Source organism: Citrobacter sp. Cu231, from assembly GCF_030332265.1.
Lineage (GTDB): Bacteria > Pseudomonadota > Gammaproteobacteria > Enterobacterales > Enterobacteriaceae > Citrobacter > Citrobacter meridianamericanus.
On sequence record NZ_JAOWIE010000029.1, the window covers coordinates 87,523 to 107,576 of the forward strand.

General features: G+C 52.7%; 16 protein-coding genes. 6 read left to right on the forward strand and 10 right to left on the reverse strand.

Features of this window, described 5'->3' with window-relative positions:
• The first annotated feature begins 33 nt into the window (after window positions 1–33).
• On the forward strand, window positions 34–2,790 hold the full coding sequence (gene barA, locus OGY15_RS03480) for a two-component sensor histidine kinase BarA (RefSeq protein ID WP_278238607.1): 2,757 nt from the start codon (window positions 34–36) through the stop codon (window positions 2,788–2,790).
• A 43-nt stretch (window positions 2,791–2,833) separates the two neighbouring features.
• Here barA and OGY15_RS03485 read toward each other — a convergent pair whose 3' ends face one another.
• From OGY15_RS03485 to syd, 8 genes are all read right to left on the reverse strand, one after another.
• Window positions 2,834–3,976 (reverse strand): glycerate kinase, encoded by a 1,143-nt coding sequence (locus tag OGY15_RS03485; protein WP_286538305.1) that lies wholly within the window; start codon window positions 3,974–3,976, stop codon window positions 2,834–2,836.
• 82 nt (window positions 3,977–4,058) lie between these two features.
• Window positions 4,059–5,399: a glucarate dehydratase gene (gene gudD / locus OGY15_RS03490; RefSeq protein ID WP_151218254.1), complete on the reverse strand. Its 1,341-nt coding sequence runs from the start codon at window positions 5,397–5,399 to the stop codon at window positions 4,059–4,061.
• Window positions 5,400–5,419: 20 nt separating this feature from the next.
• The gene (locus OGY15_RS03495; RefSeq protein WP_187253128.1) at window positions 5,420–6,760 is read right to left on the reverse strand and encodes an enolase C-terminal domain-like protein; all 1,341 of its coding nucleotides are present in this window, start codon (window positions 6,758–6,760) and stop codon (window positions 5,420–5,422) included.
• 2 nt (window positions 6,761–6,762) lie between these two features.
• Complete coding sequence (gene gudP, locus OGY15_RS03500) at window positions 6,763–8,115, reverse strand: galactarate/glucarate/glycerate transporter GudP (RefSeq protein ID WP_003034105.1); 1,353 nt, start codon at window positions 8,113–8,115, stop codon at window positions 6,763–6,765.
• Between the two features lie 342 nt (window positions 8,116–8,457).
• The gene (locus OGY15_RS03505; protein ID WP_003846536.1) at window positions 8,458–8,907 is read right to left on the reverse strand and encodes a flavodoxin; all 450 of its coding nucleotides are present in this window, start codon (window positions 8,905–8,907) and stop codon (window positions 8,458–8,460) included.
• A gap of 19 nt (window positions 8,908–8,926) precedes the next feature.
• Entirely contained in the window at window positions 8,927–9,709 is a 783-nt protein-coding gene (truC, locus tag OGY15_RS03510) for a tRNA pseudouridine(65) synthase TruC (protein WP_151218256.1), read from the reverse strand.
• Window positions 9,709–10,038 carry a YqcC family protein gene (locus tag OGY15_RS03515; RefSeq protein WP_151218257.1) on the reverse strand — a complete coding sequence of 110 codons (330 nt, stop codon included), beginning with the start codon at window positions 10,036–10,038 and terminating at the stop codon, window positions 9,709–9,711. The genes truC and OGY15_RS03515 overlap by 1 nt, the downstream gene beginning before the upstream one ends.
• A gap of 632 nt (window positions 10,039–10,670) precedes the next feature.
• Window positions 10,671–11,216, reverse strand: a complete 546-nt coding sequence (gene syd, locus OGY15_RS03520; RefSeq protein WP_151218258.1) for a SecY-interacting protein — start codon at window positions 11,214–11,216, stop codon at window positions 10,671–10,673.
• A 68-nt stretch (window positions 11,217–11,284) separates the two neighbouring features.
• Between syd and queF the strand changes: the two genes are divergently transcribed.
• From queF to xni, 5 genes are all read left to right on the forward strand, one after another.
• Window positions 11,285–12,133 carry an NADPH-dependent 7-cyano-7-deazaguanine reductase QueF gene (gene queF / locus OGY15_RS03525; RefSeq protein ID WP_151218259.1) on the forward strand — a complete coding sequence of 283 codons (849 nt, stop codon included), beginning with the start codon at window positions 11,285–11,287 and terminating at the stop codon, window positions 12,131–12,133.
• 113 nt (window positions 12,134–12,246) lie between these two features.
• On the forward strand, window positions 12,247–13,611 hold the full coding sequence (ppnN, locus tag OGY15_RS03530) for a nucleotide 5'-monophosphate nucleosidase PpnN (RefSeq protein WP_151224277.1): 1,365 nt from the start codon (window positions 12,247–12,249) through the stop codon (window positions 13,609–13,611).
• Window positions 13,612–14,173: 562 nt separating this feature from the next.
• Window positions 14,174–15,463 carry an HAAAP family serine/threonine permease gene (locus OGY15_RS03535; protein WP_151218260.1) on the forward strand — a complete coding sequence of 430 codons (1,290 nt, stop codon included), beginning with the start codon at window positions 14,174–14,176 and terminating at the stop codon, window positions 15,461–15,463.
• Window positions 15,464–15,516: 53 nt separating this feature from the next.
• Window positions 15,517–16,884, forward strand: coding sequence for an L-serine ammonia-lyase (locus OGY15_RS03540; protein WP_151218261.1), 1,368 nt, complete (start codon window positions 15,517–15,519; stop codon window positions 16,882–16,884).
• A 110-nt stretch (window positions 16,885–16,994) separates the two neighbouring features.
• Window positions 16,995–17,750 (forward strand): flap endonuclease Xni, encoded by a 756-nt coding sequence (gene xni, locus OGY15_RS03545; RefSeq protein ID WP_187253131.1) that lies wholly within the window; start codon window positions 16,995–16,997, stop codon window positions 17,748–17,750.
• Between the two features lie 73 nt (window positions 17,751–17,823).
• Here xni and fucO read toward each other — a convergent pair whose 3' ends face one another.
• Together fucO and fucA are read right to left on the reverse strand one after the other, a co-directional pair.
• Window positions 17,824–18,972: a lactaldehyde reductase gene (gene fucO / locus OGY15_RS03550; RefSeq protein ID WP_151218263.1), complete on the reverse strand. Its 1,149-nt coding sequence runs from the start codon at window positions 18,970–18,972 to the stop codon at window positions 17,824–17,826.
• A 12-nt stretch (window positions 18,973–18,984) separates the two neighbouring features.
• The gene (gene fucA, locus OGY15_RS03555) at window positions 18,985–19,632 is read right to left on the reverse strand and encodes an L-fuculose-phosphate aldolase (protein WP_151218264.1); all 648 of its coding nucleotides are present in this window, start codon (window positions 19,630–19,632) and stop codon (window positions 18,985–18,987) included.
• Between the last annotated feature and the right edge of the window lie 422 nt (window positions 19,633–20,054).

Genomic DNA, 20,054 nt, shown 5'->3' on the forward strand with positions numbered 1-20,054 from the left:
AGTGTGACCCTAATTGTCCCATAACGGAACTCCATGACCAACTACAGCCTGCGCGCACGCATGATGATTCTGATCCTGGCCCCGACCGTCCTGATTGGTTTGCTGCTCAGTATCTTTTTTGTTGTGCATCGCTATAACGACTTGCAGCGTCAACTGGAAGATGCTGGCGCCAGCATCATTGAGCCACTCGCGGTCTCCAGCGAATATGGCATGAACCTGCAAAACAGGGAATCCATCGGCCAACTGATCAGCGTACTGCATCGTCGCCATTCTGATATCGTGCGGGCAATTTCTGTCTATGACGAAAATAACCGACTGTTTGTCACATCCAATTTTCATCTCGATCCGTCTGAAATGCAGCTGGCTACCGGGTCACCGTTTCCCCGTAAGCTGAGCGTCACGCGACTCGGAGATATCATGATCCTGCGCACCCCGATTATCTCGGAAAGGTATTCGCCGGATGAATCTGCCTTAAGCGACGCGAAAAATGACAAAAATATGTTGGGGTACGTGGCGCTGGAGTTAGACCTTAAGTCAGTAAGATTGCAGCAGTATAAAGAGATTTTTATCTCCAGCGTAATGATGCTGTTTTGTATCGGGATTGCGTTAATTTTTGGCTGGCGTCTGATGCGCGACGTGACCGGCCCGATTCGCAATATGGTGAATACCGTTGACCGAATACGACGAGGACAGCTCGATAGCCGCGTGGAGGGTTTCATGCTGGGCGAGCTGGATATGCTCAAAAATGGCATTAACTCGATGGCGATGTCACTTGCGGCCTACCATGAAGAGATGCAGCACAACATCGATCAGGCCACCTCTGATCTGCGCGAAACGTTGGAACAGATGGAAATCCAGAACGTCGAACTGGATCTGGCTAAAAAGCGCGCCCAGGAAGCGGCGCGTATTAAGTCTGAGTTTCTGGCTAACATGTCGCACGAGCTGCGAACCCCGCTCAATGGCGTGATTGGTTTCACCCGTCTGACACTAAAAACCGAGCTCAACACCACGCAGCGCGATCACCTGAATACGATTGAACGCTCGGCCAACAATCTGCTGGCCATCATCAATGATGTGCTCGACTTCTCCAAACTTGAGGCGGGCAAGCTGATTCTGGAAAGTATCCCATTCCCGCTGCGCAGCACACTCGATGACGTCGTCACGCTGTTAGCGCACTCATCCCACGATAAAGGGCTTGAGCTGACGCTGAATATTAAGAATGACGTACCGGACAACGTCATCGGCGATCCGCTGCGCTTACAGCAGGTGATCACTAATCTGGTCGGCAATGCCATCAAATTTACCGAAGGCGGTAATATCGATATATTGGTCGAGAAACGCGCGCTCAGTAATACAAAAGTACAAATTGAAGTGCAAATCCGCGATACCGGAATTGGTATCCCCGAGCGCGATCAGTCACGCCTGTTCCAGGCCTTCCGCCAGGCGGATGCCAGTATTTCCCGCCGCCACGGCGGTACCGGACTGGGCCTGGTCATTACGCAAAAACTGGTCAATGAAATGGGCGGAGATATTTCCTTCCACAGTCAGCCGAACCGGGGATCCACGTTCTGGTTCCATATCAGCCTCGATCTCAACCCTAACGTTCTCATTGATCGCTCAACCACGCTTTGTCTGGCCGGTAAGCGACTGGCTTACGTCGAACCTAACGCCACTGCAGCACAATGCACATTAGATATCTTGAGTGAAACGCCGCTGGAGGTGATTTACAGCCCTTCATTCTCTGGGCTGCCGAAGGATCACTACGATATTCTGTTGCTTGGCGTACCGGTCACGTTACGCGAACCGCTCACCATGCAGCATGAGCGCCTGGCAAGCGCAGCGGCGATGACCGACTTTTTGTTACTGGCCTTGCCTTGTCATGCGCAAATTAACGCCGAGAAATTGAAACAGGGCGGCGCGGCGGCGTGCCTGTTGAAACCGCTCACCTCAACCCGTTTACTGCCTGCATTGACAGAGTATTGTCAACTGAACCACAGCATAGATCCGCTGTTGTCAGACGAGAGCAAAATCGCGATGACCGTCATGGCAGTGGACGACAACCCGGCGAACCTCAAGCTTATTGGCGCACTGCTGGAGGATAAAGTGCAGCAAGTTGTGCTCTGCGACAGCGGGCACCAGGCAGTGGATCGCGCCAAACAGATGCAGTTTGATCTGATCCTGATGGATATTCAGATGCCAGACATGGACGGTATTCGCGCCTGCGAGCTGATCCACCAGCTTCCTCATCAACAACAGACGCCGGTCATTGCGGTCACCGCGCATGCTATGGCCGGGCAGAAAGAGAAGTTGCTCAGCGCCGGGATGAACGATTACCTGGCGAAGCCTATCGAGGAAGATAAGCTACATAATCTGCTGTTACGCTATAAACCCGGCGCAAGCGCAGCGCTTAGGGCGCTCGCCGTTGACCCCGTTGAGCCGATCGTCAATCCGAATACCACGCTCGACTGGCAGTTGGCATTAAGACAAGCCGCAGGTAAAAACGATCTGGCGCGGGATATGCTGCAAATGCTGCTCGATTTTCTGCCCGAGGTACGTAATAAAATTGAAGAACAGCTGGTCGGTGAAAACCCTGAAGGGCTGGTGGATATGATCCATAAGCTGCACGGTAGCTGCGGTTATAGCGGCGTTCCCCGCATGAAAAACCTGTGTCAGCTTATTGAGCAGCAATTACGTAGCGGGACCAAAGAAGAAGAGCTGGAACCTGAGTTTTTAGAGCTTCTGGATGAAATGGATAACGTTGCCCGTGAAGCAAAGCGCTTATTAGGGTAAAAATCGCCGGATGCGGAATGAGCACCGCATCCGGCCTGAAAATTCAACGTAATTGCTGCCCTGCTTTGAGCGTCGCAGCCACGTTTCGCGCTGTCATTCGGACATTCTCACTCGCGTTCTTCAACGCCTCATCCAGCGTACAAATGGTATAGATAACGCTGAAAACTGCATCCAGCCCATGCTCATGCACAACACCGACATCGGCCGTCAGGCTACCAGCAATACCAATCACCGGTTTGTTGTAACGCTTTGCAACTTTTGCCACGCCAACCGGAACCTTACCGTGAATGGTCTGGCTGTCGATGCGTCCTTCACCAGTAACCACTAAGTCCGCATCCGCAACGCAGGCGTCAAGATGTAACGCATCCGTCACTATCTCAATACCGCAGCGTAGCTGTGCGCCACAGAAGGCATACAGCGCCGCCCCCATACCACCAGCAGCACCACCGCCGGCCAGATCCAGCACGTTGACGTCCAGATCGCGAGCGATCAGCTGCGCATAGTGCGAAAGCGCCCGATCGAGGCGGGTAATCATCTCCGGCGTCGCCCCCTTTTGCGGGCCAAAAACCGCAGAAGCGCCCTCTTCACCGGTCAACGGGTTGGTGACATCGCAAGCCACTTCAATACGACACGCGGCAAGGCGCTGGTCTAACTGAGAGATATCAATCCGCGAGAGCGATTCGAGGCCAGCACCGCCATGGCCAATATCGTTATCTTGCGCATTCAGCAATTTTGCTCCCAGCGCTTGTACCATCCCCGCGCCGCCATCATTGGTGGCGCTGCCGCCAATCCCGATAATGATATGCTCAACGCCAGCGTCCAGCGCATGACGGATTAACTCCCCTGTTCCCCAGGAAGTGGTTTTCAGCGGATCGCGTAACCCCACGGGAACTTGCTCCAGCCCACTGGCGGCAGCCATTTCGATAAACGCCGAACGCTCATCACCAGATAAACCGTAAAATGCCCGAATCGTGTTGCCCAAAGGGCCGGTAACATCAACATGCACAAGGTGACCTTGTGTTGCGGCAACCATCGCTTCGACCGTTCCCTCACCGCCGTCGGCGACCGGGAGCTTCACGTAATTCGCGTCAGGCCAGATCTCACGAAATCCCATCTCAATAGCCGTTGCCACTTCAAGCGCACTCAAACTTTCCTTATAGGAATCCGGTGCAATTACTATTTTCATAAAGCATCCTTACGCATGTTGACTGTGTTAAGCATACACCAGGAGAAAAACCGCCCACCGATTGGGAGCGGTCCCAGATCACTTAGCGTACCATGCACGGACGCTTATTATCAAACGTCCAGTTAGGGATCAGATACTGCATGCCCATCGCATCATCACGCGCCCCCAGCCCATGTTGCTGATACAGCTCGTGGGCTTTCATCACCTGATCCATATCCAGCTCCACACCCAGACCCGGTTTTGCCGGTACCTGCACCATGCCGCCTTTAATCTCAAACGGCTCTTTGGTCAGGCGTTGGTTACCTTCCTGCCAGATCCAGTGGGTATCGATCGCGGTAATTTTGCCCGGAGCCGCCGCCGCAACATGCGTAAACATCGCCAGTGAAATATCAAAGTGGTTGTTAGAGTGCGAGCCCCAGGTTAACCCGAATTCATGGCACATCTGCGCCACGCGGACAGAACCCTGCATCGTCCAGAAATGCGGGTCCGCCAGCGGGATGTCCACTGACTGCAATGACAGGGTATGCCCCATCTGACGCCAGTCGGTGGCGATCATATTGGTGGCGGTCGGCAGGCCAGTGGCACGACGGAATTCCGCCATGACTTCACGACCGGAGAAGCCCTGCTCGGCGCCACAAGGATCTTCCGCATACGCCAGCGATCCTTTCAGGTACTTACCAATTTTAATCGCTTCATTTAGCGACCACGCGCCGTTCGGATCCAGCGTCACGCGGGCCTGCGGGAAACGCTTCGCCAGCGCAACGATAGATTCCGCTTCCTCTTCCCCGGCCAGCACGCCGCCTTTCAGTTTAAAGTCGTTGAAACCATACTTCTCATACGCAGCTTCCGCCAGGCGCACTACCGCATCCGGAGTCATCGCCTCTTCATGACGCAGGCGATACCAGTCGCACTTCTCATCCGGCTGACTCTGGTACGGCAGCGGCGTCGCTTTACGGTTGCCGACAAAGAACAGATAACCCAGCATTTCAACTTCGCTACGCTGTTGTCCGTCACCCAGCAGAGAGGCGACGTTAACGCCCAAATGCTGACCCAGCAGATCCAACATGGCCGCTTCGATCCCGGTAACCACATGAATAGTGGTACGTAAATCGAAGGTCTGCAAACCGCGACCGCCCGCATCACGATCGGCAAAAGTATTGCGTACCGCATTCAGCACGTTTTTGTATTCACCTAACGTTTTGCCTACCACCAGCGGGATCGCATCTTCCAGCGTTTTGCGGATTTTTTCTCCGCCGGGAATTTCACCCACGCCGGTGTGGCCGGAGTTATCTTTGATAATCACAATATTACGCGTGAAGAATGGGGCATGTGCGCCGCTCAGGTTCATCAGCATACTGTCATGACCCGCAACCGGGATCACCTGCATCGCGGTCACGACTGGGGTAGTAAATTGTGCACTCATCATTAAGTCCTTATTCAAAATTAGTGGCGGCCGAAAACGGGACGTTTACGGTCAAAAGTCCATCCGGGGATCAGATACTGCATTGGACCCGCGTCATTACGCGCACCACCGGGCAGTCTCTTGTAGGCTTCATGAGCCTTGTTAACCTGATCCCAGTCCAGCTCTACGCCCAGTCCAGGCGCGTCAGGAACAGCAATTTTCCCGTTCTTAATCTCCAGCGGATTTTTGGTCAGACGGCAATCGCCCTCCTGCCAGATCCAGTGGGTATCGATAGCCGTCGGGGTGCCCGGCGCAGCGGCGCCAACGTGGGTGAACATCGCCAGCGAAATATCAAAATGATTGTTAGAGTGGCAGCCCCAGGTCAGTCCCCAGTCATCGCATAACTGTGCCACGCGTACCGCGCCGGAAAGGGTCCAGAAGTGCGGATCGGCCAGCGGAATATCGACTGAGTTCAGCATCACCGCATGGCCCATCTCACGCCAGTTGGTGGCTATCATGTTCGTTGCTACCGGTAAACCAGTTGCACGGCGGAACTCGGCCATCACTTCGCGCCCGGAAAAGCCCTGTTCAGCGCCGCACGGATCTTCGGCGTAGGTCAGCACATCGTTCAGGCCTTTACACAGGGAGATGGCCTCATCCAGCAACCAGGCACCGTTGGGATCAACCGTAATACGCGCATCCGGGAAGCATTTTTTCAGCGCACGAGCGGTGTCGATTTCCTGCTCGCCAGGCAGTACACCGCCTTTGAGTTTGAAGTCTTTAAAACCGTAGCGATCCTGAGAAGCCTGGGCCAGACGTACCACGGCTTCGCTATTCATTGCGTGCTGGTGACGCAGGTGATACCACTCATGGTTTCCCGGCGTGCTTTCCAGATACGGTAAATCGGTCTTTGTGCGATCGCCCACGTAGAACAGATAGCCGAGCACGGTGACCGCATCGCGCTGCTTGCCCGGCCCTAAAAGTTCACAGACCGGTACGTTGAGCGCCTTGCCCAACAGGTCGAGCAGCGCCGCTTCCAGCGCTGCCACCGCGTTTACCCGTAGCTCAAACGTCCAGGCGCCTTTGCCAAAGGTGTCAAAATCAGCGGCCTGATTACCTTTGTGCACCTGCTGAACCACCTTATTCAGGCGCGCGACTTCCTGACCCAAAACAATCGGAATAGCGTCAACCAGCGTCTGATAAATCACTTCGCCGCCCGGCGCTTCACCGACGCCGGTATTGCCGGCGTTATCGGTAAGAACCACAATATTGCGGGTGAAATATGCATTGTGCGCACCGCCAATATTTAGCAGCATGCTGTCATGACCGGCCACCGGGATGACCTTCATATCGGTAATAACGGGGCTTGATTGTGTTGTCATCATCATTGTCCTGCGACAGGTTTCAGTTCGATACGTTTAATATCACCCACCAGCACCAGATAGCTCACCACCGCAATCAGCGCATGCACCCCGACATAAATCAACGCGCCATTAAACGAGCCAGTGGTCCCTACGATGTAGCCGATAGCAATTGGCGTGACGATGCCGGAGATGTTGCCAAACATGTTGAACAAACCGCCGCTCAGACCGCTGATCTCTTTAGGCGCGGTATCGGCCATCACGGCCCAGCCCAGGGCACCGATACCTTTGCCGAAGAAGGCCAGCGCCATAAAGCCGATGATCATCCACTCCACGTTGACGTAGTTACAGAACACCATCACCATCGACAGCAGCATGCCGAGTACGATTGGCGTTTTACGGGCGATATTCAGCGAACCGGTACGACGCATCAGCCAGTCGGAAATAATGCCCCCGAGCACGCCGCCTGCAAATCCGCAAATGGCCGGAACCGAAGCGACAAAACCGGCTTTCAAAATCGACATACCGCGAGCCTGCACCAGATAAACCGGGAACCAAGTGATAAAGAAGTAGGTCAGCGCGTTAATGCAGTATTGCCCGATGTAAATACCGATCATCATCCGTGAGCCCAGCAGCTGTTTGATTTGCCCCCACTTCACGCTGAACGGCACTTTAGCTTTGGCGGCCGCCTGATCCATGTTGATCAGCGCCCCGCCTTCAGCAATGTACTCCAGCTCTTTTTGGTTTACGCCCGGGTGCTGGTTTGGTTCATGAATCACCTTCAGCCAGATAAAGCTGATAACAATCCCGAGGCCGCCCATAAAGAAGAACACATGCGACCAGCCCACTTCGTGGGTCAGCCACCCCATGATTGGCGCAAAAATAACGGTGGCAAAGTACTGCGCAGAGTTAAAGATTGCGACTGCCGTGCCCCTCTCCTGTGCCGGGAACCATGCCGCAACTATCCGACTATTGCCAGGGAAGGAAGGTGCTTCAGCTAAACCGACAAGGAATCGCAACGTAAACAGCGCAACGATAATGCCGAAGCCGCTAAAGATATCGACGAAGCCCTGCAGCAGGGTAAACATGGACCAGATAAAGATGGACCAGAAATAAACACGTTTTGAACCGAAGCGGTCGAGCAACCAGCCGCCAGGGATCTGACCGATAACATAGGCCCATGAGAATGCGGAGAAGACGTACCCCATCCCGACGGCATCCAGGCCAATGTCTTTGGCCATCTCCGAACCGGCAATAGATAAAGTGGCGCGATCGCCGTAGTTAAAGGATGTGACGATAAACAACATCACCACTATCCAGTAGCGAGCGTTAGTGCGTTTTTCCGCGCTGCTCGCCGCCTGACTTAATGAACTCATTGTTGCACTCCTGAATCTTGGCTGTCGCCAGTTCATTCTGTACAGCACCTGTAGGGTGATCAGAATGAGAGGTTAGTGTGTGGCAGTTTTGGTACAGCTCAGGGCCGTTTTATTCTGACTCGCTGCCTTTCCGGGAACTGACGGGAAAAGTATATGAAGGAGTGGCTCTTACCCTCACCGTGCATGAACACAACATTAGAGAGGCAGTAAGAATTTGTTTGGGGCATAAGCCCAAAGCAGTGGAAGTTAGTTCACGTAATTGGGGTTTTATTGCCGGGTGGCGGCTTCGCCTGACCCGGCCTACGGTTCAAATGGGGGTTGTATGCCCGTACGGGCGAGAGATTATTTGAGCAAGGTTCCCCAGTTTTCTACCCAGGGGTTGGATTCGCTTTCTGGTTCAGGATGTTCGCTGGCGTCAATCAGCAACATTTCACCCACGCGCTGTGCGCTTTGCTCCTGTAACAGCGCATCAAACTGTTTGCCACCATTGCAGAAATTAACGTAGCTGCTGTCGCCCAGCGCAATGACTCCGTAATGCAGATTTGGCTGGAAACCGAGATTATCTTTGATCCCCTGAAACAGCGGCACGATGCTATCGGGCAGATCGCCCTGCCCGGTCGTTGAGGTCACCACCAGCACATATTTATCCTGATATACCTGCCAGTCGCTGAGCTCCGGATCTTCAAACACCGTGGCTTTATGACCCTGTGCCGTCAAAATTGCCTCGGCCTCTTCAGCAACCAGCAGTGCGTTTCCGTACATCGTGCCGACAAAAATTCCAATTTCCGCCATAACCGTAATCTCCTGGGACTTAAGAATCTATCTGCTCATCCTGACCTGACCGCTCGACGAACTCAACCCTTTCATTCTCAGGGAGAAGTCCACGCCAGCCAAATTGTGACAATGCCTGCATCCAGACGTCATCCAGCCCGGCGCGAATAACCAGCGGTTCGCCGGTGAAAGGATGGGTCAGCGCAAGCTGGCTGGCATGCAGCATTAATCGCTGACAACCGAAATGCTCCGCGGCGCTGCGGTTTTGCCGTAAATCACCGTGCTTGCTGTCGCCAATAATCGGATGGCGCAAGTGCGCCAGATGGCGTCTGAGCTGGTGTTTTCGACCGGTTTTAGGATCCAGCTCCACTAGTCCATAACGGGTGGTCGGATAACGTCCGGTCGCCACCGGCATTTCTACCGTTGCCAGGCCGCGATAATGGGTGACGGCAGGCTGTGGGCCTTTATCATCACGGGCAAACTTATCGGCGATCTTATCCAGCTCTTCTACCAACGGGTAATCCAGCACGGCCTCATCCATCAACCAGCCACGCACAATCGCATGATAGCGCTTGTGAATTTTATGCTCTTCAAACTGCTGGGACAGCAACCGTCCGGCTTCGCTGGATAGCCCCATCAGAAGTACGCCGGAGGTTGGTCTGTCGAGTCGATGGGCGGTAAAAACGTGCTGACCAATCTGGTCGCGCACCGTTTGCATCACCACCACTTTTTCATCCCGGTCGAGCCAACTGCGGTGAACCAACCAGCCAGATGGTTTATTGACTGCAACCAGCCATTCGTCCTGATAGAGAATCTCCAGCATCAGGCGTTATCACTGGTAAACAGCGCATCCAGCTCCTGCAATGCCGCCAGGAGAATTTCGCGTTGCGGGTGATCGGCAGCCAACGCCATTTCGTAATACGGTGCGACGGCAAAAGCCTGCGGAAGCGGCTGCGCGTTATCGAGCAGCATATGCATGCGCGGAATCAATACCCATTGCAGCCACTCAACCGGCTCCATGGTATCCATACAAAAAGGCTGCGTGCTGGTAAACAGATGCTCTGCGGGCTCATCCATCCGCCAGTGATGATGTTCACGCAGTAGCGCTTCAAGCGTGTGTAACTGCTGGCGCACACGGTCATGAGTCGTCATGAAATTAACCTCAATGATGAAAAAATCTGGCGCGAAGAATAGCACTAGTGAAGGGAAATAAAAAAAGGGAGCACTGTAAAAACAGTGCTCCCGGTTCGTTTCGCAGCATTCCAGCTACTTTTAGTGCTCCCTGCTCATCCGTGACAACTTTTCCTGTGGTCTTGCGACCGCGTTCATCCTGAACTTTTGCATCCTGCTCACATCACCCCGATATGAAAACTTCATCCTGAAGTGTCCTGGCCATCCTGACCCGCCGAACATCCTGACCGGCTCTCATTCTCCATCCTGGAGGTGTCCTTTAACGCATCCAGCGTTTTCCTCTTTGCTTCGTCCTGAAGCCTGTCCTTGCAACACCATCCTGGTGTGTCCTGCCGAAAAGCCATCATCCTGATGTTCTCTTCGTTGTACGACTCCTTGTCGACAGGTATAGAATCGCCTGTTTCGCCTTATCTTACAAGACGCTTATAGACATACCCTTAAGATTATTTTCGTATGAAAGCGGAAAATAAAACATTAACAACATGAATAATAAGGAATTAAATTTTTACCCATTCGTTAAGTCTTCACTCATTATCTGACAATGTCCTACAGGGTTTGTAAGAGATCTCTCACAAGGTTCAGAGTAAACTGGATTACAGAACTGGCTTAAGTTGAGTGAGGAATTCCGCAAGTGAGGCCGCAAGTACCGTCCGTTTACGGGTTCCCAGCGTTTCTTTGCACACTTCACCGGACAGATTGCACACCGAAATGACGTCAAGCTCATTGTCCTGTGTGGCAATAAAAAGCGTAGGAGAGAGCTTAAGGCGTTTTTGCGTAACCAAGTGGCCAATCAGGTTTTCCTGTACGCGTCTGAAGTCATCTTCAGACCAGGTTTGCAGAAGAGTAAGTTTCTCATCCGCAAATTGTGCGTGCATGTCCCCGGCAAACTGAGTGGTATAAAAAGCGTGAATGGCAGGTTGTATCACAATATCAAAAGCGCGTTCAACCGCACTGACGTTTTCTTCGCCAACAAAAGGCTGTGGTTGCCAGAAAACCGCATCGCCTGTGGAAGAAATGATACACGGAGAGGGTACGCCATACAGCTCTTCGCTGAGCGGCCAGCTGTCATTTTTCTCATGCCACGCGTCGCAATAACGCGTCGTAAAGGCTGTTAACGCCTGCGCTGTCAATTCGTCCACTGATTTCTCTCTTCACAAAAGCCAGGATACACTTGTCGCATAGTGTATCTGGTTTATGACGGTGAAACATGTCCTCTTATGAAAATCATCAGGCGCTTGACGGCCTGACTCTCGGTAAATCAACAGATTACCGGGATAATTACGATGCCAGCCTGCTTCAGGGCGTGCCACGCAGCCTGAATCGCGATCCGTTGGATTTAAAAGCTGACAATCTGCCTTTTCACGGTGCCGATATCTGGACGCTGTATGAGTTGTCATGGTTGAATGCCAACGGTTTACCACAGGTCGCGGTCGGTCATGTAGAACTGGATTACACCAGCGTCAACCTGATTGAATCGAAAAGCTTTAAGCTTTACCTGAACAGTTTTAACCAGACCCGTTTTGACTCCTGGGAAGCGGTACGCCAGACGCTGGAAAACGACCTGCGCGCCTGTGCTCAGGGCCATGTCAGCGTAGCGCTGTTCCGCCTTGACGAAATGGAAGGGCAGCCGATAGCCCACTTTAACGGCACCTGTATCGACAATCAGGATATCGTCATCGATAACTACCAGTTCAGCACTGAGTATCTGGAAAATGCCGTAAGCGGTGAAAAAGCGGTGGAAGAGACGCTGGTCAGCCATCTGCTGAAGTCCAACTGTTTAATCACCCACCAGCCAGACTGGGGCTCCATACAAATTCAGTATCGCGGACGTAAAATCGACAGAGAGAAGCTGCTGCGTTACCTGGTCTCCTTCCGCCACCATAATGAGTTTCATGAACAGTGCGTGGAACGCATTTTCAATGACATTCTGCGCTTCTGCCAGCCGGAGAAACTGAGCGTCTACGCGCGCTACACGCGACGTGGCGGCCTGGACATTAACCCATGGCGCACTAACACCGATTTCACTCCGGCAACCGGTCGTCTGGTACGTCAGTAATCTTTTTTCTCAATTTTGCGTGTCGAATTCCGCGCGCAAGGTTGTGAAAGGTCATAAGCCAGGGCTATTGTAATCAATAGAGGATGATGTCTCTCGTCCCGTAAGGAGTTTACTTGATTACACATATTAGCCCACTTGGCTCAATGGACATGTTGTCGCAGCTGGAAGTCGAATTGCTTAAACGCACGGCCAGCAGCGACCTGTATCAACTGTTTCGTAACTGTTCGCTTGCCGTTCTGAACTCCGGCAGTTTGACCGACAACAGCAAAGAGCTGCTGTCACGCTTTGAAAGTTTCGACATAAACGTGCTGCGCCGCGAACGGGGCGTGAAGCTGGAACTGATCAACCCGCCTGAAGATGCGTTTGTTGATGGACGCATTATTCGCGCGCTGCAGGCCAACCTGTTCGCCGTGCTGCGCGACATTCTGTTCGTCAATGGCCAAATCCATAACGCCGGCCGTTTTCAGCATCTGGATCTCGAAAGCTCGGTGCATATTACCAACCTGGTATTCTCGATCCTGCGTAATGCCCGCGCGCTACACGTTGGTGAAGCGCCTAATATGGTCGTCTGCTGGGGCGGTCACTCAATCAACGAAAATGAGTACCTGTACGCTCGTCGCGTCGGCACCCAGTTAGGCCTGCGCGAACTGAACATCTGCACCGGCTGCGGTCCGGGGGCGATGGAAGCGCCAATGAAAGGCGCTGCTGTCGGTCACGCCCAGCAGCGATACAAAGACAGCCGCTTTATTGGTATGACCGAACCGTCAATCATTGCCGCTGAGCCACCTAACCCGCTGGTTAACGAACTGATCATCATGCCGGACATTGAAAAACGTCTGGAAGCATTCGTACGTATCGCCCACGGTATTATCATCTTCCCGGGCGGCGTAGGGACAGCAGAAGAGCTGTTGTATCTGCTGGGGATCCTGATGAACCCGGCGAACAAAGATCAGGTGTTGCCGCTGATCCTGACCGGACCAAAAGAGAGCGCCGACTACTTCCGCGTGCTGGACGAATTTATTGTGCACACGCTGGGAGAAGACGCACGTCGCCACTATCGCATTATCATTGACGACGCTGCGGAAGTGGCGCGCCTGATGAAAAAAGCGATGCCGCTGGTGAAAGAGAACCGCCGCGACACCGGTGATGCCTATAGCTTTAACTGGTCGATTCGTATTGCACCTGATTTGCAGATGCCGTTCGAGCCGTCCCATGAAAACATGGCTAACCTGAAGCTGTACCCGGATCAGCCCGTTGAAGTACTGGCGGCCGACCTGCGCCGTGCATTCTCGGGGATTGTGGCGGGTAACGTGAAGGAAGTTGGGATCCGCGCCATTGAAGAGTTTGGCCCGTATAAAATCCACGGCGACCGCGAAATGATGCGCCGCATGGACGATCTCCTGCAGGGCTTTGTCGCACAGCATCGCATGAAGTTACCAGGCTCTGCGTATATCCCTTGCTACGAGATTAGCGCCTGACCACCTACATCCGCGAGCAGTCGCTTTTGCGGTGACAATTTTGTCCATACCGAAGCCGGGGCTGGCGCATCAGCCACCCGGCTTTTTTTAGTGATACCAGTCACATAGCTCGGAACATTATATAGATATCAGTGATTTTTCTTTAAAAATGACACGCAAGGCAAACGATTGCCTACAAAATCCAACCGTGATTTATCTTAGGAAATTATTATCAATCGCTAAATTCCTCTAAAAACAACATCTTTTGTAGCGTAACCCTCGTATCCCCGCACCTTCGCTTTCATGATATATGTCGTTAATGTTAGCCTTCGCGCCAGTAAATTCGCTTTGACTATTTTTTAACAGCTTAATGGTCCAAATTTATCCACATAAAAGGTGGATTATTGCATTTGAGATCGCGATCACTGATAGATTCATTACTTAAATGTATCTTTCCGCCCGCAAATTATTACGGCGAAAAATTACATAAAAAATCGCTCAACGAATTTTGATTTACAGTCGGGTTCTTTTTCATTGGATTGACCCAAAACCCGACTTTTTAAGCTTCCTCCAGGAGAAATAGATGGAAAACACTCAAACCAGCACTATCGTTACGGGCCAGACCCGCAGCGCATGGCGCAAGACAGACACCATGTGGATGCTGGGCCTTTACGGCACGGCGATTGGCGCGGGTGTATTGTTCCTGCCAATCAACGCAGGCGTAGGCGGTATGATTCCGCTGATCATCATGGCGATCCTTGCTTTCCCGATGACCTTCTTTGCACACCGCGGCCTGACTCGCTTTGTGCTGTCCGGTAAAAATCCGGGTGAAGACATCACTGAAGTAGTAGAAGAACACTTCGGTGTTGGCGCGGGTAAACTGATTACTCTGCTCTATTTCTTCGCTATCTACCCGATTCTGTTGGTTTACAGCGTAGCAATCACCAATACCGTGGAAAGCTTCCTGACCCACCAGTTGGCCATTACGCCGCCACCGCGCGCAATTCTGTCTCTGATCCTGATTGTCGGCATGATGACCATCGTGCGTTTCGGCGAGCAGATGATCGTGAAGGCGATGAGCATCCTGGTATTCCCGTTCGTTGCAGCCCTGATGCTGCTGGCGCTGTACCTGATCCCTCAGTGGAGCGGCGCGGTTCTGGAAACCCTGTCCTTTGACTCTGCAGCAACCACCGGCAACGGTCTGCTGTTGACCCTGTGGCTGGCAATTCCGGTAATGGTGTTCTCCTTCAACCACTCACCGATCATCTCCTCTTTCGCCGTGGCGAAACGTGAAGAATACGGTGATGAAGCTGAGAAGAAATGCTCCAAGATTCTGGCATTCGCTCACATCATGATGGTACTGACCGTTATGTTCTTCGTCTTCAGCTGCGTATTCAGCCTGACCCCGGCGGATCTGGCTGCGGCGAAAGAGCAGAACATCTCTATCCTGTCTTACCTGGCGAACCACTTTAACGCACCGATCATTGCCTGGATGGCACCGATCATCGCGATTATCGCTATCACCAAATCCTTCCTCGGCCACTACCTGGGCGCGCGTGAAGGTTTCAACGGTATGGTGATTAAGTCTCTGCGTGGTAAAGGCAAATCCATCGAAATCAACAAACTGAACAAAATCACTGCGCTGTTCATGCTGGTCACCACCTGGATTGTGGCAACGCTGAACCCGAGCATCCTCGGTATGATTGAGACCCTGGGTGGCCCAATCATCGCGATGATTCTGTTCCTGATGCCGATGTATGCCATTCAGAAAGTACCGGCAATGCGTAAGTACAGCGGCCATATCAGCAACGTCTTCGTTGTCATTATGGGCCTGATCGCTATCTCCGCTATTTTCTACTCTCTGTTCAGTTAATTCCCCTGCGCCGCTCCTTGGGGCGGCGCACCTCGATACACAATGGACGCCTCATGATTAGCGTATTCGATATTTTCAAAATCGGCATTGGCCCTTCCAGCTCCCATACTGTTGGCCCGATGAAAGCAGGCAAACAATTCACGGATGACCTGATTGCACGCGGAATTCTCACTGACGTAACCCGCGTAGTGGTTGATGTCTATGGCTCCTTGTCTCTGACGGGGAAAGGTCACCATACCGACATCGCGATTATTATGGGCCTGGCGGGTAATCTGCCGGATACCGTCGATATTGATGCCATCCCGGCCTTTATCCAGGATGTGAATACTCATGGACGTTTGCTACTGGCGGACGGCCAACATGAGGTCGAATTCCCGGTCGACAAGTGCATGAACTTCCATACGGACAATTTGTCTCTACACGAAAACGGGATGCGTATTACCGCACTGGCAGGCGAAAAAGCCATTTACAGCCAGACATACTATTCCATTGGCGGTGGGTTCATCGTTGATGAAGAACATTTTGGTTTACCGAATAACTCTCCGGTAAACGTGCCGTATCCGTATAAATCTGCGGCTGATTTACAACGTCATTGCCAGGAAACCGGCCTGTCGCTTTCCGGTCTGATGATGCAAAACGAACTGGCGCTGCACAGCAAAGAAGAGCTGGAACAACACTTTGCCAACGTTTGGGAAGTCATGCGCAGCGGCATTGAGCGCGGCATCACCACCGAAGGCGTATTGCCGGGCAAACTGCGCGTTCCTCGTCGTGCGGCGGCGCTGCGTCGTATGCTGGTTAGTAGCGATAAAACCACCACTGATCCGATGGCGGTTGTTGACTGGATCAACATGTTCGCACTGGCCGTAAATGAAGAAAACGCAGCCGGTGGACGCGTAGTCACTGCGCCAACTAACGGTGCATGCGGGATTGTTCCTGCCGTGCTGGCTTACTACGACAAGTTTATCCGCGAAGTGAACGCTAACTCGCTGGCACGCTACATGCTGGTCGCGAGCGCCATTGGTTCACTGTACAAGATGAACGCCTCTATCTCTGGCGCCGAGGTTGGCTGTCAGGGTGAAGTCGGCGTGGCCTGCTCCATGGCAGCGGCCGGTCTGGCTGAACTGCTTGGCGGTAGCCCAATGCAGGTGTGCATCGCGGCGGAAATCGGTATGGAACACAACCTGGGTCTGACCTGCGATCCGGTTGCCGGCCAGGTACAGGTACCGTGCATTGAGCGTAACGCGATTGCGTCCGTGAAAGCGGTTAACGCCGCACGTATGGCGCTGCGCCGTACCAGTGAGCCGCGCGTGTGCCTCGACAAAGTTATCGAGACCATGTACGAAACCGGTAAAGACATGAACGCCAAATACCGCGAAACCTCTCGCGGCGGTCTGGCAATGAAGATTGTCACCTGCGATTAAGTCCCCTGAAGAGGTCTCTTTTGCGAGGCCTCTTCCTGTTTTGCTGCCAACTATTCGCCTCCACCCGCCGTGAATGTTACCCTACAGACTGATTTGTTAGGGAGAACACTGTGGCCGTCCACCTGCTCATTGTCGATGCACTGAATCTTATCCGCCGCATTCACGCCGTACAGGGTTCACCCTGCGTGGAGACGTGTCAGCACGCGCTCGATCAGCTGATTGTGCACAGTCAGCCTACCCACGCCGTGGCGGTATTTGATGACGAAGCGCGCAACAGCGGCTGGCGTCATCAACGATTGCCTGACTATAAAGCCGGCCGCCCGCCGATGCCTGATGAATTGCACCAGGAAATGCCCGCCTTACGGGCCGCTTTTGAACAGCGTGGCGTCTGCTGCTGGGTGTCGAGCGGTAATGAGGCCGATGATTTAGCCGCCACACTGGCGGTAAAGGTGACTCAAGCCGGGCACCAGGCCACGATTGTCTCCACTGATAAAGGCTATTGCCAGTTGCTCTCCCCTACGCTGCGCATTCGCGACTACTTCCAGAAGCGCTGGCTGGATGCCCCATTCATTGAGAAAGAGTTCGGAGTGCTTCCGCAACAATTGCCGGACTACTGGGGACTGGCAGGAATAAGCAGCTCAAAAGTGCCCGGTGTCGCGGGCATTGGTCCGAAAAGTGCGACCCAGCTACTCGTTCAGTTTCAGCATCTGGAAGGGATTTACGCGCATCTTGATGAGGTACCGGAGAAGTGGCGCAAGAAACTGGAGATACACCACGAGATGGCGTTTCTGTGTCGTGATATCGCACGGCTGCAAACGGACTTACATATCGATGGAAACCTACAGCAGCTACGGCTAGCGCGGTAGTCTTATTGCCGGATGGCGCTGCGCTTATCCGGCCTACTTATCGTCCCCTGTAGGCCAGATAAACGCCAGGTGATTACCAGGCAGTATGGTACAGCTCGACGATATCACCAAGACTCGCTTCACGCGGGTTTCCACCGGTACAAACATCGTCTAATGCCGCTTGCGCCAGCGCAGGTATATCCTCTTTACGTACACCAACGTCGCGTAAGTGCAGGGGGATCCCTACATCGCGGTTAAGCGCAAAGACGGCATCCACTGCTGCTTTCCGCGCTTCTGTCAACGTTAATCCTTCAACCTTAACCCCCATCACCCGGGCGATATCGCGGAATTTATCTCCGGTGAATTCGGCGTTGTAGTGCATCACGTGCGGCAGCAAAATAGCATTCGCTACGCCATGCGGCGTGTTATAAAACGCACCTAACGGATGTGCCATGCCATGCACTAGCCCCAGACCGACGTTTGAAAAGCCCATCCCGGCTACGTACTGGCCCAGCGCCATTGCTTCACCTGCCTGGCTCTCACCTGCAACCGAACCGCGTAATGCCCCGGCAATAATTTCAATGGCTTTGATGTGCAGCGCATCGGTCAACGCCCACGCCGCCCGCGTGATGTATCCTTCAATAGCATGCGTCAGTGCATCCACGCCGGTCGCGGCTTTTAACGCAGCAGGCATGCCGTCCATCATGTCAGCATCGATGAACGCCACCTGTGGGATGTCATGTGGATCAACACAAACAAACTTACGCCGATTTTCTTCGTCAGTGATCACATAGTTAATGGTCACTTCTGCCGCCGTTCCCGCGGTGGTTGGGATAGCCATAACCGGCACACTCGGGCTACGCGTCGGTGATAACCCTTCAAGGCTGCGTACATCGGCAAACTCAGGGTTATTATTGATAATGCCAATCGCCTTACAGGTATCCTGCGGGGAGCCTCCGCCGATGGCAATCAGATAGTCTGCGCCACTTCGCTGAAAAACCTCCAATCCTTCCTGCACCACTGCAATGGTTGGATTAGGAATAACGCCAGCATAGATTTCCCAAGCCAGACCTGCAGCATCCATTCGGGAAGTCACCTTATCGACAACGCCGCACTGCAGCAGATTTTTATCTGTCACAATCAACGCTTTGCGATAACCGCGACGGATAACTTCATCGGTTAATGCGCCAACAGCTCCCCGGCCAAACCATGCCGTTTCGTTCAGAATCATTCTGTTCGCCATCGTATTTATCTCCTATTCTTCAATACGCAATCCATATGTTTTGAATTTTTCCAGCACAATAGCAATAGCCTCGTCGTCCAGCACTGGAACCGGATCGGTGATCGCCAGCGTACTGAGATAAAGCTGCGCCAGCACTTCCACTTCATGGGCTAACCACAGAGCTTTTTCCAGATTTTCTTCACAAGCGATCAGACCATGATGTTGCAACAGCGTCGCTTTACGGTTTTTCAACGCTACCGCAACGTGCTCTGACAGCTCTCGTGTGCCAAACGTCGCATAAGGCGCACACGGAATAGAGTTTCCCCCCGCCGCCGCAATCATGTAATGGATTGCCGGGATTGGACGATTGAGAATAGAAACAGCCGTGCAATGTACGGCGTGGTTATGAACCACCGCCTGAGCATCCGGACGTGTTTGATAGGCTGCCATATGGAACCGCCACTCGCTGGAAGGTAACTTCCCTTCTTCGTGCTGTCCCTCAGCATTGATATAGACAATGTGGGATTCAGTGAGTTTTTCATATGGAATGCCCGTCGGGGTAATTAACATCCCGTCCTGAAAGCGCACGCTTACGTTACCCGCAGTCCCCTGATTCAACCCCAGACGGGTCATTTCCAGGCAGGTATCGATAATCTGCCGTGCCAGCGTATTTCGTTCCATTACTTACCTCTCTCAGTGAGTCAAAATGCGACAACAGAACATTGCTAATACCTCGGCGCTCTGTTGAATTAGGCGGCTATTTGCTAACTATCATCATGCTGAATAAAGAGAAGGGAATTTTTAGCACTGGATTTTGTGACCTTCATCAACTAATAACACAGAATAAAAAAAAGCAGGATAAATATCATATTGTAAAAATGTCCGTTCTTAATGAAAGCATTATAAAACGGTCATTTGCGAATAATTTGTTAAAGCTGCCCGTTTTCTTCCCAACTAATTAATTCGGGCATTTACTCTGTGGGTTTTAATAACTTATTTCTCAAACGGTCATTGTTTTACAGAAATTAAAGTGATGATAATCACATAAACTCGCGCCCTGAGCATAAGTGTGACCGTCATCATATTAATAGCCGTTTTTTATT

Coding starts and splice junctions, on each gene's coding strand:
- OGY15_RS03505 (WP_003846536.1), bottom strand. CDS start 8,907: ATGGCGGAAATTGGAATTTTTGTCGGCACGATGTACGGAAACGCACTG.
- OGY15_RS03485 (WP_286538305.1), bottom strand. CDS start 3,976: ATGAAAATAGTAATTGCACCGGATTCCTATAAGGAAAGTTTGAGTGCG.
- fucO (WP_151218263.1), bottom strand. CDS start 18,972: ATGGCGAACAGAATGATTCTGAACGAAACGGCATGGTTTGGCCGGGGA.
- gudD (WP_151218254.1), bottom strand. CDS start 5,399: ATGAGTGCACAATTTACTACCCCAGTCGTGACCGCGATGCAGGTGATC.
- barA (WP_278238607.1), top strand. CDS start 34: ATGACCAACTACAGCCTGCGCGCACGCATGATGATTCTGATCCTGGCC.
- truC (WP_151218256.1), bottom strand. CDS start 9,709: ATGCTGGAGATTCTCTATCAGGACGAATGGCTGGTTGCAGTCAATAAA.
- OGY15_RS03515 (WP_151218257.1), bottom strand. CDS start 10,038: ATGACGACTCATGACCGTGTGCGCCAGCAGTTACACACGCTTGAAGCG.
- queF (WP_151218259.1), top strand. CDS start 11,285: ATGTCCTCTTATGAAAATCATCAGGCGCTTGACGGCCTGACTCTCGGT.
- OGY15_RS03495 (WP_187253128.1), bottom strand. CDS start 6,760: ATGACAACACAATCAAGCCCCGTTATTACCGATATGAAGGTCATCCCG.
- OGY15_RS03540 (WP_151218261.1), top strand. CDS start 15,517: ATGATTAGCGTATTCGATATTTTCAAAATCGGCATTGGCCCTTCCAGC.
- fucA (WP_151218264.1), bottom strand. CDS start 19,632: ATGGAACGAAATACGCTGGCACGGCAGATTATCGATACCTGCCTGGAA.
- OGY15_RS03535 (WP_151218260.1), top strand. CDS start 14,174: ATGGAAAACACTCAAACCAGCACTATCGTTACGGGCCAGACCCGCAGC.
- gudP (WP_003034105.1), bottom strand. CDS start 8,115: ATGAGTTCATTAAGTCAGGCGGCGAGCAGCGCGGAAAAACGCACTAAC.